The sequence below is a fragment of the Pseudomonas sp. THAF187a genome (assembly GCF_009363395.1).
GTDB classification, from domain to species: Bacteria; Pseudomonadota; Gammaproteobacteria; order Pseudomonadales; family Pseudomonadaceae; genus Aquipseudomonas; species Aquipseudomonas khazarica.
On the sequence record NZ_CP045349.1, the window covers coordinates 2,305,443 to 2,318,460 of the forward strand.

The 13,018-nt window shown below is 64.6% G+C and carries 13 protein-coding genes and 4 tRNA genes; 9 read left to right on the plus strand and 8 right to left on the minus strand.

Going from position 1 to position 13,018, the window contains the following annotated elements; translation table 11 throughout:
- The first annotated feature begins 16 nt into the window (after positions 1 to 16).
- The 4 genes from FIV02_RS10720 to nudC all read left to right on the plus strand — a co-directional run bounded on the left by FIV02_RS10720 (position 17) and on the right by nudC (position 5,825).
- A complete protein-coding gene (locus FIV02_RS10720) occupies positions 17 to 2,260 on the plus strand; it encodes an Orn/Lys/Arg decarboxylase N-terminal domain-containing protein (protein WP_037052936.1) in 2,244 nt (747 codons plus the stop codon).
- A gap of 199 nt (positions 2,261 to 2,459) precedes the next feature.
- Entirely contained in the window at positions 2,460 to 3,272 is an 813-nt protein-coding gene (locus FIV02_RS10725; protein WP_037052935.1) for a crotonase/enoyl-CoA hydratase family protein, read from the plus strand.
- Between the two features lie 49 nt (positions 3,273 to 3,321).
- Complete coding sequence (locus FIV02_RS10730; RefSeq protein WP_152488591.1) at positions 3,322 to 5,001, plus strand: ferrous iron transporter B; 1,680 nt, start codon at positions 3,322 to 3,324, stop codon at positions 4,999 to 5,001.
- Positions 5,001 to 5,825 (plus strand): NAD(+) diphosphatase, encoded by an 825-nt coding sequence (gene nudC, locus FIV02_RS10735; RefSeq protein ID WP_152488592.1) that lies wholly within the window; start codon positions 5,001 to 5,003, stop codon positions 5,823 to 5,825. Before FIV02_RS10730 ends, nudC begins: the two co-directional genes overlap by 1 nt.
- 42 nt (positions 5,826 to 5,867) lie before the next feature.
- Here nudC and FIV02_RS10740 read toward each other — a convergent pair whose 3' ends face one another.
- On the minus strand, positions 5,868 to 6,644 hold the full coding sequence (locus tag FIV02_RS10740; RefSeq protein ID WP_037052932.1) for a TSUP family transporter: 777 nt from the start codon (positions 6,642 to 6,644) through the stop codon (positions 5,868 to 5,870).
- 103 nt (positions 6,645 to 6,747) lie between these two features.
- Between FIV02_RS10740 and FIV02_RS10745 the strand changes: the two genes are divergently transcribed.
- Positions 6,748 to 7,395 carry a membrane protein gene (locus FIV02_RS10745; protein ID WP_047589564.1) on the plus strand — a complete coding sequence of 216 codons (648 nt, stop codon included), beginning with the start codon at positions 6,748 to 6,750 and terminating at the stop codon, positions 7,393 to 7,395.
- A 110-nt stretch (positions 7,396 to 7,505) separates the two neighbouring features.
- Here FIV02_RS10745 and FIV02_RS10750 read toward each other — a convergent pair whose 3' ends face one another.
- The gene (locus tag FIV02_RS10750) at positions 7,506 to 8,168 is read right to left on the minus strand and encodes a glutathione S-transferase family protein (RefSeq protein ID WP_152488593.1); all 663 of its coding nucleotides are present in this window, start codon (positions 8,166 to 8,168) and stop codon (positions 7,506 to 7,508) included.
- A gap of 61 nt (positions 8,169 to 8,229) precedes the next feature.
- Positions 8,230 to 8,997, minus strand: coding sequence for a hypothetical protein (locus FIV02_RS10755; protein ID WP_371923250.1), 768 nt, complete (start codon positions 8,995 to 8,997; stop codon positions 8,230 to 8,232).
- Positions 8,998 to 9,219: 222 nt separating this feature from the next.
- Here FIV02_RS10755 and FIV02_RS10760 point away from each other — a divergent pair.
- From FIV02_RS10760 to FIV02_RS10775, 4 genes are all read left to right on the plus strand, one after another.
- A tRNA-Glu gene (locus tag FIV02_RS10760) sits at positions 9,220 to 9,295 on the plus strand.
- A 15-nt stretch (positions 9,296 to 9,310) separates the two neighbouring features.
- Positions 9,311 to 9,386, plus strand: a tRNA-Gly gene (locus FIV02_RS10765).
- 45 nt (positions 9,387 to 9,431) lie between these two features.
- A tRNA-Glu gene (locus tag FIV02_RS10770) sits at positions 9,432 to 9,507 on the plus strand.
- Between the two features lie 14 nt (positions 9,508 to 9,521).
- A tRNA-Gly gene (locus tag FIV02_RS10775) sits at positions 9,522 to 9,597 on the plus strand.
- 54 nt (positions 9,598 to 9,651) lie between these two features.
- Here the strand turns inward: FIV02_RS10775 and FIV02_RS10780 are convergent.
- The 5 genes from FIV02_RS10780 to cydP are packed head-to-tail and all read right to left on the minus strand — an operon-like array spanning position 9,652 to position 12,990.
- Positions 9,652 to 9,942: a cyd operon YbgE family protein gene (locus tag FIV02_RS10780; protein ID WP_037051816.1), complete on the minus strand. Its 291-nt coding sequence runs from the start codon at positions 9,940 to 9,942 to the stop codon at positions 9,652 to 9,654.
- Complete coding sequence (cydX, locus tag FIV02_RS10785; RefSeq protein WP_037051820.1) at positions 9,935 to 10,048, minus strand: cytochrome bd-I oxidase subunit CydX; 114 nt, start codon at positions 10,046 to 10,048, stop codon at positions 9,935 to 9,937. Before cydX ends, FIV02_RS10780 begins: the two co-directional genes overlap by 8 nt.
- Positions 10,049 to 10,059: 11 nt before the next feature.
- A complete protein-coding gene (gene cydB / locus FIV02_RS10790) occupies positions 10,060 to 11,199 on the minus strand; it encodes a cytochrome d ubiquinol oxidase subunit II (protein ID WP_152488594.1) in 1,140 nt (379 codons plus the stop codon).
- 10 nt (positions 11,200 to 11,209) lie between these two features.
- Positions 11,210 to 12,775, minus strand: coding sequence for a cytochrome ubiquinol oxidase subunit I (locus tag FIV02_RS10795; protein WP_150609409.1), 1,566 nt, complete (start codon positions 12,773 to 12,775; stop codon positions 11,210 to 11,212).
- Positions 12,772 to 12,990, minus strand: a complete 219-nt coding sequence (cydP, locus tag FIV02_RS10800; RefSeq protein ID WP_047589332.1) for a cytochrome oxidase putative small subunit CydP — start codon at positions 12,988 to 12,990, stop codon at positions 12,772 to 12,774. The genes FIV02_RS10795 and cydP overlap by 4 nt, the downstream gene beginning before the upstream one ends.
- Positions 12,991 to 13,018: the final 28 nt, after the last annotated feature.

Genomic DNA, 13,018 nt, shown 5'->3' on the forward strand with positions numbered 1-13,018 from the left:
CCTTCAGGACGTCACAATGTATAAAGATCTCAAGTTTCCCGTCCTAATCGTGCACCGCGACATCAAGGCCGACACCGTGGCCGGTGATCGGGTGCGCGCCATCGCTCAGGAACTCACCCAGGACGGCTTCAGCATCCTGCCCACGGCCAGTGCGGCCGAGGGGCGCATCGTCGCCTCGACCCACCATGGCCTGGCCTGCATCCTCGTCGCCGCCGAAGGCGCCGGTGAGAACAGCCGGCTGCTGCAGGACATGGTCGAGCTGATTCGCGTGGCGCGGGTCAGGGCGCCGCAGCTGCCGATCTTCGCCCTCGGCGAACAGGTCACCATCGAGAATGCGCCGGCCGAGGCGATGGCCGATCTCAACCACCTGCGTGGCATCCTCTACCTCTACGAAGACACCGTGTCCTTCCTGGCGCGGCAGGTGGCGCGTGCCGCTCACAACTACCTGGAAGGCCTGCTGCCGCCCTTCTTCAAGGCGCTGGTGCAGCATACCGCGCAGTCCAACTACTCCTGGCACACGCCTGGGCACGGCGGTGGCGTGGCCTATCGCAAGAGCCCGGTGGGCCAGGCCTTCCACCAGTTCTTCGGGGAGAACACGCTGCGCTCGGACCTCTCAGTGTCGGTACCGGAACTGGGCTCGCTGCTCGATCACACCGGGCCGCTGGCCGAGGCCGAAGCACGGGCTGCGCGCAATTTCGGCGCCGATCACACCTTCTTCGTGATCAACGGCACCTCCACGGCGAACAAGATCGTCTGGCACTCGATGGTTGGCCGTGACGACCTGGTGCTGGTCGACCGTAACTGCCACAAGTCGATCCTGCATTCGATCATCATGACCGGGGCGATTCCCCTGTATCTCTGCCCCGAGCGTAACGAGCTGGGCATCATCGGCCCCATTCCGCTGAGCGAGTTCAGCCGGGAGTCGATCCAGGCCAAGATCGACGCCAGCCCGCTGGCGCGCGGCCGGGCGCCGAAGGTCAAGCTGGCCGTGGTGACCAACTCCACCTACGACGGGCTCTGCTACAACGCCGAGATGGTCAAGCAGGCCCTGGGCGATTCGGTCGAGGTGCTGCACTTCGACGAGGCCTGGTACGCCTACGCCGCCTTCCACGACTTCTACGCCGGGCGCTTTGGCATGGGCACCCAGTGCGACGAGCACTCGCCGCTGGTGTTCACCACGCATTCGACGCACAAGCTGCTAGCGGCCTTCAGCCAGGCGTCGATGATCCATGTGCAGGATGGCGGGCAGCGCCAGCTCGACCGTGATCGCTTCAACGAGGCGTTCATGATGCACATCTCGACCTCGCCGCAGTACGGCATCATCGCTTCGCTGGATGTGGCCTCGGCGATGATGGAGGGGCCGGCCGGTCGTTCGCTGATCCAGGAAACCTTCGACGAGGCGCTGAGCTTCCGCCGCGCCCTGGCTAACGTGCGCCGCAACCTCAGTGCTGACGACTGGTGGTTCAGCATCTGGCAGCCGGGGGCGGTCGACGGCGCCGATGAGCTGGCCACGGCCGACTGGGTGCTGCAGCCGGATGCCGACTGGCATGGCTTCGGCGAGGTGGCCGACGACTACGTGTTGCTCGATCCGATCAAGGTCACGCTGGTCATGCCCGGCCTGAACGCGGCGGGCAAGTTGGAGCAACAGGGCATTCCCGCCGCCGTGGTCAGCAAGTTCCTCTGGGAGCGCGGCCTGGTGGTGGAGAAGACCGGCCTGTACTCCTTCCTGGTGCTGTTCTCCATGGGCATCACCAAGGGTAAGTGGAGCACGCTGTTGACCGAGCTGCTGGAGTTCAAACGCAGCTTCGATGCCAACCTGCCGCTGATCGACGTGCTGCCGTCCATCGCCCATGCCGGCGCCGGGCGCTACCAGGGCATGGGCTTGCGCGACCTGTGCGATGCGCTGCATGGCTGCTACCGCGACAACGCCACGGCCAAGGCGCTGAAGAGCATGTACACGGCGCTGCCCGAGGTGGCGATCAAGCCGGCCGACGCCTATGATCGGCTGGTGCGCGGCGAGGTCGAGGCAGTGCCCATCGATCAGCTGCAGGGGCGCATCGCGGCGGTGATGCTGGTGCCTTATCCGCCGGGCATTCCGCTGATCATGCCGGGCGAGCGCTTCACGGCAGCGACGCGCTCTATTCTCGACTATCTGGCCTTCGCGCGGACCTTCGACCAGGCCTTCCCGGGCTTCGACATCGACGTGCACGGATTGCAGACCGAGGCGGGGCAGTACTGCGTGGATTGCCTGGTGGAATGACCGCAGGGTCGCTCTGCCGGGGAGCGGGATTCTCGGCAGATCAAACCCTTACCACGGATATTCAAAGCGTTCGTTAACATCCGGGGCGTGCCCTGCGTCACACTGGCAAGCATCGACTTTTATGGCGTGCTTGTTATAGTTGCTCGGTTATTAATCACAAAATAATTATTGTGCCGAGCTGCGGCTGAGGATGCCTGCCATGTCCGACTACAAAGCCTTCCGCGTCGACCTGGCGGACAAGATCGCCCATGTGCAGATCAATCGTCCGGAAAAGGTCAACGCGATGAACGCCGATTTCTGGCGGGAGATCATCGAGATCTTCCGCTGGGTCGATGCCACCGACGCAGTGCGTGTCGTGGTGCTTTCCGGTGCGGGCAAGCATTTCTCCTCGGGCATCGACCTGATGCTGCTGGCTTCGGTCGGCGCGCAGCTGGGCAAGGACGTCGGTCGCAACGCCGACGCCCTGCGCCGCAAGATTCTCGAGCTGCAGGCCTCCTTCAATGCCGTCGACAACTGCCGCAAGCCGGTGCTGGCGGCGATCCAGGGTTACTGCATCGGTGGTGCCATCGACCTGGTCAGCGCCTGCGACATGCGTTATTCGACGGTCGATGCGCAGTTCTCCATCAAGGAGATCGACATGGGCATGGCCGCGGATGTCGGCACCCTGCAGCGTCTGCCGCGTATCATCGGCGATGGCATGATGCGCGAGCTGGCTTTCACCGGGCGCAGCATCGATGGCACCGAGGCCGCACGTATCGGCCTGGTCAACCGCACCTATGCCAGCCAGGAAGCGCTGCTGGACGGGGTCATGGGCATCGCCGCGGAGATCGCCAGCAAATCACCGGTTGCGGTACGAGGAACCAAGGAAATGATTCGCTACATGCGTGATCATCGGGTCGACGATGGTCTCGAGTACATTGCCACCTGGAATGCCGCCATGCTGCAGTCGGAAGACCTGCGCCTGGCGATGACCGCGCACATGAGCAAGCAGAAGCCGGAGTTCGCCGACTGATGCCGTTCCACTGTCGTTTGATGCGAGCGAACCGCGAGGTGCATAGAGCATGGTAAGTGGAGCCACATCCCTGAGTCTGGTGCGCGACGAGCTGTTCGTCACCATGGAAGAGGCCGAGCAGAGCCTGGAGCATTTCATTGCCGAGCGGCACAACGGCAGCCTGCTGCAGCAGGCGGTAGAGAGCCTGCAGCAGGTGCGCGGCACGCTCAACCTGATCGAGCTGGCCGGAGCCGAGCTGCTGGCTCAGGAAGTGCTGGACCAGGCCACCGACATTCCGGTCGGGGCGGGCGAGGAGCGTGACGTGCAACTGGCGGCGCTGAGCAATGCGCTGCACGTGCTGCGCCGCTACCTGGAAAACGTCGATGCCCATCGCCAGGAAATGCCCGAGCTGCTGCTGCCGGCGATCAATGACCTGCGTCAGGCCGGGGCACAGCAGCCCCTGCCGGAGAGCTTCTTCTTCAGCGTGCGCCTCGATCATGCGCGGCCGCACACCGCGACCCAGCCACTCGATGGCGCGGCCAAGCTGACGGAAGGCAAGCGCCTGCGTCACATGTACCAGGTCGGCCTGCTGGGCTTCATCCGTGAACAGAACCCGCAGGCCAGTCTGAAGCTGATGGTGCGGGCGATGGTGCGCCTCGACAGCCTGTTCGCCAACGAGCCGCGCGGGCGCATGTGCTGGATCGGCGCGGCGGCCATCGAGGCGCAGTGCGACGCGCAGTTGCTGGCGCGCAAGTCCCGCAAGCAGCTGTTCTCGCGGGTCGACCGCGAACTCAAGCTGATGCTGGGCAACCCGCAGTACGAAGCCCCGCGCAGCCTGCTGAAGGAGCTGCTGTACCTCGTCGCGCTGGCGGACAGCCACGGCCCCCAGGCGAGCGCCATGCGCGAGGTATTCGGCCTGACGCCGCTGCCGTTCACCGATCACCTGCTGGAAGAGGAATACCAGCGCCTGTCCGGGCCGGGCAAGGCGGTGATGCGTTCGCTGTCCTCGGCGATCCGCGAGGAGCTGGCCAGCGTCAAGGACATGCTCGACCTGCTCGAGCGCGGCACCCTGCAGGGCGAGACCCTGGGTACCCTGCATGCGTTGCTGGGCAAGCTGGCCAAGACCCTTGGCATGGTCGGCTTGAATTCCGCTGGCAACTCGCTCAGCGCCCAGTTGCCGCACGTCGCCGCCTGGAATGCCGAGACACCGCCGCAACCGGAGCAGCTGCACAAGCTTGCCGACGCGGTGCTGTATGTCGAGGGCATGGTGGCCAGCCTGGAGCGGGGTGAAGGGCGAGAGGCGCGGCCGGCGGCGGCCGAGCCTGGCAACGAGGCCGACTCCTTCGCCCATCACCAGCTCAACGAAGCGCGCATCGTGGTGGTCGACGAGGCTCAGGCCGGCCTGGCGCTGGCCAAGCGGGCCATCACCGCCTACCTGGAAGCGGGCGGCGACAAGATGCACCTGGCCAACGTACCGTTCAGCCTGCAGGCGGTCCGGGGTGGTCTGTGGTTCCTCGAGCAGCGTCGTGCGGCGAACCTGGTCGGTGCCTGCGCGGACTACATCCAGACGCGCATGCTCGATTCGGGGCAGATGCCCTCCGAGCAGATGCTCGAAACCCTGGCGGATGCTCTCAGCAGCCTGGAGTACTACCTGGAAGCCGGTGCCGTGATGCGTCCGGAAACGCGGCCCAGCGTGCTCGACCTGGCCGAGGAAAGCGTCAAGGCGCTGGGCATGCCGGTGGCCGCCTGATGGCCTGGCGCAATGCCTTTCTCGACCCCGCGCAGGCGGGGGGCTGGGCGCTGCTGTACAACCAGCAGCACTTTCTGGCCGACAGCAACGGCGTCCTGTTCCCGCGTGACTGGATCAAGCGCCAGGACCTGGAAATAGTCGGAGAGCAAGGCATTGGCTACTTCGGCGAGGATGCGGTCTACCTGCTGCAGGTGAAACCGTCGACCCAGCTCGAGGGCTGCAGCTGGCAGAGCCTGCGTCAGTTCATGTTGCAGGGCGAGGCGGAAACCTTCCGCATGCTCGCCTACGCCGCGCAGATCGGCACCTGGTATGCCGAGCACCGTTTCTGTGGCAGCTGCGGGGCTGCGACCCGGCAGTTGCCCGGCGAGCGGGCGATGCGCTGCGACAACTGCGAATCGCAGCACTATCCACGGATTTCACCAAGCATGATCGTCCTGGTCACGCGCGGCGACGAGGTCCTGCTGGCGCGCTCGCCGCGCTTCGTCACGGGGATCTACAGCACCCTGGCCGGTTTCGTCGAGCCAGGCGAGTCGGTGGAGCACTGCGTGGCGCGTGAAGTGCGCGAGGAAGTCGGTGTCGAGGTGCGGAACCTGCAGTACATCGGCAGCCAGGGCTGGCCGTTCCCGCACTCGCTGATGCTGGGCTTCCATGCCGAGTACGCCGGCGGCGACATCGTCATGCAGGAGGACGAGATCGAGGACGCGCGCTGGTTCCGTGTCGACGACCTGCCGCCGCTGCCGGCTTCGCGCTCTATCGCGCGTTACCTGATCGATCTCTACGTGGCACGCCGCCTGGGTCTGCCGGAGCCCGAACTGCAGGCCTGACAGAGCAGGCGCAAGGCCTGCTCGTGCGCGGTGCGAGGTCGCTCAGGCGACCCAGTGTTGCCAGACCAGGCGGGCGGTCAGTGCCAATACCACCAGAATGAACACCGGGCGAATGAATTTCGAGCCGCCCTTGATCGCGGTGCGCGCGCCCAGGAAGGCGCCGATCATCAGGGCTGCGCCCATGCTCAGGCCGAGCACCCAGGCCACCTGGCCGAAGGCGATGAAGACCACCAGTGCCGCCGCGTTGCTGACGAAGTTCATGGTGCGTGCGACGCCGCTGGCACGAACCAGGTCCAGCGGGTACATCAGCAGGCTGCTGACCGTCCAGAATGCGCCCGTGCCAGGGCCGGCCACCCCGTCATATAGACCGAGCCCCAGGCCTTGAGGCCACTGGCGGGCTTTGGCGATCGGCAGGTCGTGTTCGGCCGGGGCCTCCGGCATGCGGCCGAACAGCAGGTAGATGCCGCAGGCGAAGACCACGGCTGGCAGCATCTGATTGAGCCAGGCGGCCGGCATCCAGTGGGCGATGACGGCGCCGAGCAGGGCGCCGATCAGGGTAGCCAGCAGGGCGTTGCGCCACTGTTTCGGATCGAACAGTTTGCGCCGGTAGAACGTCAGTGCGGCGGTGCCCGAGCCGAAGGTGGCGCAGAGCTTGTTGGTGCCCAGCACCAGGTGCGGTGGCAGGCCAGCGGTCAGCAGTGCCGGGATGGTCAGCAGGCCACCGCCGCCGGCGATGGCGTCGATAAAACCGGCGATGAAGGCAACCAGGGCGAGGATGGCCAGCGTGCTGGGGTCGATGGCGAGTTCGAGCAGGGGCATATTAAAAATGTCGACTTGTGGGCAAGTGCGCAGCCTGGCGGCTGTTCGTGGCAGGGAGAGCTGCGCATAATGCCGGGATTTCGTCAGAGAAGGAATGCGAGCGATGCAATACGATGGGTTGGCCTGGGCCGTGGCGCTGTTGGCCGTGCTGGCGCTACTGGTGGCATTGCGCGTTCTGCTCAATACAGGCTGGTTCCTCGGTTGGCTGCGCGGCACCTGCGGCCTGGCGTTTCTCGCACTGGCCGGCCTGATAGGCCTGGTGGCCTACGATCTGTATACCTACGAGCCGCTGGAGCCGGGCAAGCCGCTGGTGACGCTGAGCTTCAAGGCGGATGGCCCGCAGCGCTATCGGGTCAGCCTGCTGGAAGGCGGGCGGGAGCGGGTCGTCACCCTCGAGGGTGACATGTGGCAGCTCGATGGCCGGCTGATTCGCTGGAAGGGCCTGGCCGAGCTGATCGGCCTCGAGCCCGGTTACCGCCTGGAGCGCCTTTCCGGGCGTTTTCTCGCCATCGAGCAGCAGGCACTGGCGCAGCATGGCCGCGTGCAGCTGGCCGAGAGCCCCTATGGCGTCGACCTGTGGCGCTGGTTGCGCCTGAGCCAGCGTGACCTGCTGCTGTTCGATCCGCAGGCGCTGCGCGTGACCTACCTGCCGATCGCGGCGGATGCCGTGTACAGCGTGAGCCTGACCCCGACCGGGCTGCTGGCCGAGCCGATGAATTCTGCTGCCGAGGCGGCGCTGAAGGACTGGTAAGCGCAGCGCTCAGGTGACGTGAAATGCCCCTGATCCTCGCAAGGATCAGGGGCATTGTTCTTTCAGGGGGCGTTTCGGCGGGGTTGTTTGCCCGCGCGGGCGTTCCCGGTTCAGCGCTTGATGCCGATCTTTTCCAGCGTGCGCAGTTCGCGCGGGAGCAATTGCTGCATCGAAGCGCTGGCCTTGATGCGCTGGTAGTGAGCGGCCAGCTTCGGCCAGCGCGCAGTGTCCAGCGTCTCCCCGCCGTGTTCCATGTTCAGCAGCTGGCTGGCCAGCGCCAGGTCGGCCATGCTCGGTTGCTCGCCCAGGAAGTAGGGCGCGTCGCCCAGGGTTGTCTCGAAATAGTCGAAATGGCCGGGCAGCTTGTCCTTGAGCGTCTGCTGCACCTTGTCCTCGTCGCAGGGCTGGCCCATGCTGGTTTTCAGCACGCGATGGCGAAACACGGTGAAGGTGCACAAGGGGGCCAGCTCGTAGTCGGCGTACTTCTCCAGCCAGCGAACCTTGGCGCGCTGCTGCGCGTCCGCACCATAGAGAGGCTTGCGCTCGGGGTAGCGTTCTTCCAGGTACTGGCAGATGACGCTGGAGTCGGCCAGCTTGAGGTTGCCGTCGCGAAAGGCCGGAATGCGCCCCAGCGGGTTGAGCTCACGGAACCAGTCGGGTTGGCCGAAGGGCATGACCACCTCGAGCTCGTAATCCAGCTCCTTTTCGATCAGGCACAGGCAGAGTTTGCGGACGAAAGGGGACAGGGGTGCCCCGTAGACGGTCAGGCTCATTGCGGTTCCTTGCTATCGGCGAACGGTGTTTTCGACTGGGCCGGATGAAGTCGCGCGAGGCTCAGTCGTAGATGTTCTTCTTCTTCCAGTCGTCGTCTCCCAGGTTCTTCAGGCCTTCGGTCAGCTCGCTGGACTCCTCGACGCTCGGGGCGTTGTTGTTGAGTACCATGGCGTTGGCGCGCGCCAGCTGCTCTTCGAAGCGCTTGAGCTGCGCCTGGTACTGGGCGGGCTCAGGCTGCTTGCGCAGGTACTGGACGCCTCGCTCGAAGGCCAGGCGGGCCTGTCCTGGCTGCTTCTGTTGCAGGGCCGCCTGGCCCAGGGTGCTGAAGAACTCGATATGCACCAGCACCAGCATCTGGCGGATCTGCTTCAGCCAGTGCTTGCCTTCGTTGGCCGGCAGCAGCCCGCCTTGTACCGAACCGGTGACCAGGGCGTGAAGGTTCTCCAGCAGGAAGCGCACATCCTTGGCCTTGGCTTCGTTGGCGATCGGTTGTGGGGGATTCTTCACCGCGATGGATTCGCCTTGCGCGATCTGCGCCTTCAGCGTCTCGATGTCGGTCTTGAGCGTGGCGTTCTGTTTTTCCAGCGGCAGCAGGCGTTCACTGGCCTGCAGTTGCAGCTTGGCGAGCAGCAGCTTCAGCTGCGGGGTCATCAGTTGGCCTGGCAGGCGTTCGGAGAGGTCCTGGCAGCGCCGGATGCGGTCGAGCAGGTCGGCACGTTGGCGCGCCTTCTCCAGCTTGCTGTTCTCGACGGCGTGGTTGATATAGGCAATCACCATCAACAGGGCGATGCCGCCGACGATCAGCAGGGTAATCACGAGTGCGGACACTGCTTGGGACCTCTCGGAAATCGACTTTTCGACCGAGTGTAGTGGCTTGGCCGCATGGCTCCTAGTGCCATGTCAATTTATGGTCTGAAGTCTTTGATTTTAAAAATTTTTTAGAGAGAGGTTGACGGACTCCGAAAGGCTCCATAGAATGCGCGCCACTTCCAGCGCAATGCTAGAAACAGAGCGAAGGAAGCCGGAAAGTTGCTTGATGTTCCGGGGTGTGTCCCCTTCGTCTAGTGGCCTAGGACACCGCCCTTTCACGGCGGTAACAGGGGTTCGAGTCCCCTAGGGGACGCCACTTTAAGTTGTACATGCGGGAATAGCTCAGTTGGTAGAGCACGACCTTGCCAAGGTCGGGGTCGCGAGTTCGAGTCTCGTTTCCCGCTCCAGATTTTCGAAATGCTGCTTCGGCAGGGTTTCAAACGAAGTTCCAGGTCCCCTTCGTCTAGTGGCCTAGGACACCGCCCTTTCACGGCGGTAACAGGGGTTCGAGTCCCCTAGGGGACGCCACTTCAAGTTGTACCGCGGGAATAGCTCAGTTGGTAGAGCACGACCTTGCCAAGGTCGGGGTCGCGAGTTCGAGTCTCGTTTCCCGCTCCAAATAAACGAAAACGCCGCTCATTCGAGCGGCGTTTTCGTTTCTGCGATTTGCCTTCAGGTCGCTTGTGCCAGGCCCAGCAGGGCATAGCCCAGCCCGCACAGTCCCCAGCCCAGCCAGGGCGAGAACAGCGTGCGCCAGAGCCGCAGGCGCGGCGTGAAGCCGACGCCGTGGATGAAGGCGCAGGACACACCCCACATCACCAGCATCAGCAGCGAATGGCTGTAGCCTCCCTGGCTGTCGAGCATGGCGCCGGGATGGATCAGCAGCACCAGCGCCATGGGCACCGCCAGCAGCCAGGAGAGCGCGCGCAGTGGCGCGCGCTCGCTCAGGGCCAGTTCACTCATGCTCGCTCTCGGTGTCGAGGTCCTGAGTGGTTTCCAGCCACAGGGCGTTGATGATGCCGAAGCTGCAGGCCAGCAGCACGCCAAGAATCCAGGTGAAGTACCACATCGCGTTTCTCCTCAATACAGGCCGTGGGGGTTGGCTTCGATGCTCTGCTCGTTGAGCTTGCCCCACATCTTCACGTAGCCCCACAGGGTGTAGATGAGGATCAGCGGAACGAAGATGCAGGCGACGACGAACATGATGCCCAGGGTCTTGCGACTCGATACCGCGTCCCACAGGGTCAGGCTGGAGGCCGGATCGAGGCTCGAGGGGAAGACGAAGGGGAACAGGGCGAAGCCTGCGGTGCAGATGGCCCCGACTATCATCAGGCTGCTGCCGGCGAAGGCCAGGCCGGCGCGTCGCCAGGTGCTGGCGAGAATCGCCAGCAGGGCGCCGAGCAGGGCCAGCACGGGGGCGACCAGGGTCACCGGGTAACGGGCATAGTTGCCGAGCCAGCCGGCGTTGTCGGCGATCACCTGCTTGTTCAGCGGGTTCAGCGCGGCGCCGGCATCCACGGCGCTGGCCAGGGTCATGCCTTCGATGCCCATGGCCAGCCAGCTGCCAGCGAGAAGGAAGCCAACCAGGAATACCAGGGCACAGAGGTAGGTGGCGCGGCGCGAACGCGCTGCCAGGTCACCCTCGGTGCGCAGCATCAGCCAGGCGCCGCCATGGGTGCAGAGCATGCTCAGGCTGACCACGCCACAGAGCAGCGCGAACGGGTTGAGCAGGGCGAAGAAGGAGCCGTGGTAGGTCGAACGCATCATGTCGTCGAGCTGGAACGGCAGGCCGAGGAAGAGGTTGCCGAAGGCCACGCCGAATACCAGCGCAGGCACCGCGCCGCCGACGAACAGGGCCCAGTCCCAGGCGCTGCGCCAGCGCGGGTCGCTGACCTTGCTGCGGTAGTCGAAGCCGACGGGCCGGCAGAACAGGGCGAACAGCACCAGCAGCATCGCCCAGTACAGCCCGGAGAAGGCCACCGCGTAGACCATCGGCCAGGCGGCGAACAGCGCGCCGCCGGCGGTGATGAACCATACCTGGTTGCCGTCCCAGTGCGGGGCGATGGTGTTGATGGCGACGCGGCGTTCGTTGTCGGTCCTGCCCACGAAGGGCATCAGCGCCATGGCGCCCATGTCGAAGCCATCGGTCAGGGCGAAGCCGATCAGCAGCACGCCGATCAGTACCCACCACACGAGTTTCAGTGTTTCGTAGTCGAACATGACGAAGTCCTCAGGCGTGGGCCGGCTGCTGTTGCTCGAAGTGGTAGCGTCCGCTGTGCAGGCTGGAGGGGCCGAGGCGGGCGAACTTGATCATCAGGTACATCTCCACCACCAGCAGCAGGCTGTAGAAGGCGATCAGCGCCGTCAGCGAGCCCCAGATGTCGCCGGTCGACAGGCTGGAGGCGGACAGATGGGTCGGCAGCACCTCGCCGATCGACCAGGGCTGGCGACCATGCTCGGCCACGTACCAGCCGGTCTGCGCGGCGATCCACGGCAGGGGCAGGCTCCACAGCGCCCATTTCAGCAGCCAGGGTTTGCTTTCCTCGTTCTTCTTCGCCGAGGCCCAGAAGGCGCAGGCGAACAGCGCCAGCATGAGGAAGCCGCAGGCGACCATGATGCGGAAGGTCCAGAACAGGCTGAACACGTTGGGGATGGTGTCCAGCGCCGCCTGCCTGATCTGCGCTTCGCTGGCATCGACCACGTTCGGCGTGTACTTCTTCAGCAGCAGACCGTAGCCCAGGTCGTTCTTGACCTCGTTGAAGGCGGCGATGGTCTCTGCCGACTTGTCGCCGCCGCGCAGGCGCTCCAGCAGCGCGTAGGCGCTCATGCCGGTACGGATGCGTGCCTCGTGTTCGATGAGCAGGTCCTTGATGCCCTTGACCTCTTCATCCAGCGAGCGGGTGGCGATCAGGCCCAGTACGTAGGGAATCTTCACCGCATAGTCGGTGCGCTGCTCCTGCTGGTTGGGCAGGCCGAACAGGGTGAAGCCGGCCGGTGCCGGGTGGGTGTCCCACTCGGCTTCGATGGCGGCCAGCTTGGTCTTCTGCACGTCACCGATCTCGTAGCCGGATTCGTCGCCCAGGACGATCACCGAGAGGATCGAGGCCAGGCCGAAGGCCGAAGCGATGGCGAAGGAGCGGCGGGCGAAGCCCTGGTCGCGCTTTTTCAGCAGGTAGTAGCTGGAGATCGCCAGGACGAAGATCGAACCGGTGACGTAGCCGGCCGCCACGGTGTGCACGAACTTGACCTGGGCCACCGGGTTGAACAGCAGGGCGCCGAAGTCGGTCAGCTCCATGCGCATGGTCTCGAAGTTGAACTCGGCGCCCACCGGGTTCTGCATCCAGCCGTTGGCGATCAGGATCCACAGCGCCGAGAGGTTCGAGCCCAGTGCCACCAGCCAGGTCACGGTCAGGTGCTGCAGCCTGGACAGGCGATCCCAGCCGAAGAAGAACAGGCCAATGAAGGTGGATTCGAGGAAGAAGGCCATCAGCCCTTCGATGGCCAGTGGCGCGCCGAAGATGTCACCGACGTAGTGGCTGTAGTAGGCCCAGTTGGTGCCGAACTGGAACTCCATGGTCAGTCCGGTGGTGACGCCCAGGGCGAAGTTGATGCCGAACAGCTTGCCCCAGAACTTGACCATGTCCTGATAGACCTGTTTGCCGGTCATCACGTAGACCGACTCCATGATCGCCAGCAGGAAGGCCAGGCCCAGGGTCAGGGGGACGAAGATGAAGTGATACATCGCTGTCATGGCGAACTGCAGGCGTGACAGGTCGACGACTGATTCCGAGATCATCTCGGTTTCTCCTCGGTGGGTATTGAAGAGGGGGTGGTAGCGGGGCCGAACAGGTGGGCCTCGACGCGTTGCTGGCCGTCGCCGGGGACGGTCGGCTCGTTGAACCAGATGGCCTTGATGCTCAGCAGCAGGGTCAGCTTGATCAGCAGGATCACGGCGATCTCGCGTACCAGCGGGATGCGCCATACGGAGGCGGAGGGTTGGCGTGCGGACATCCAGGAGCTCCTTGCCGGCAGCGGGCGG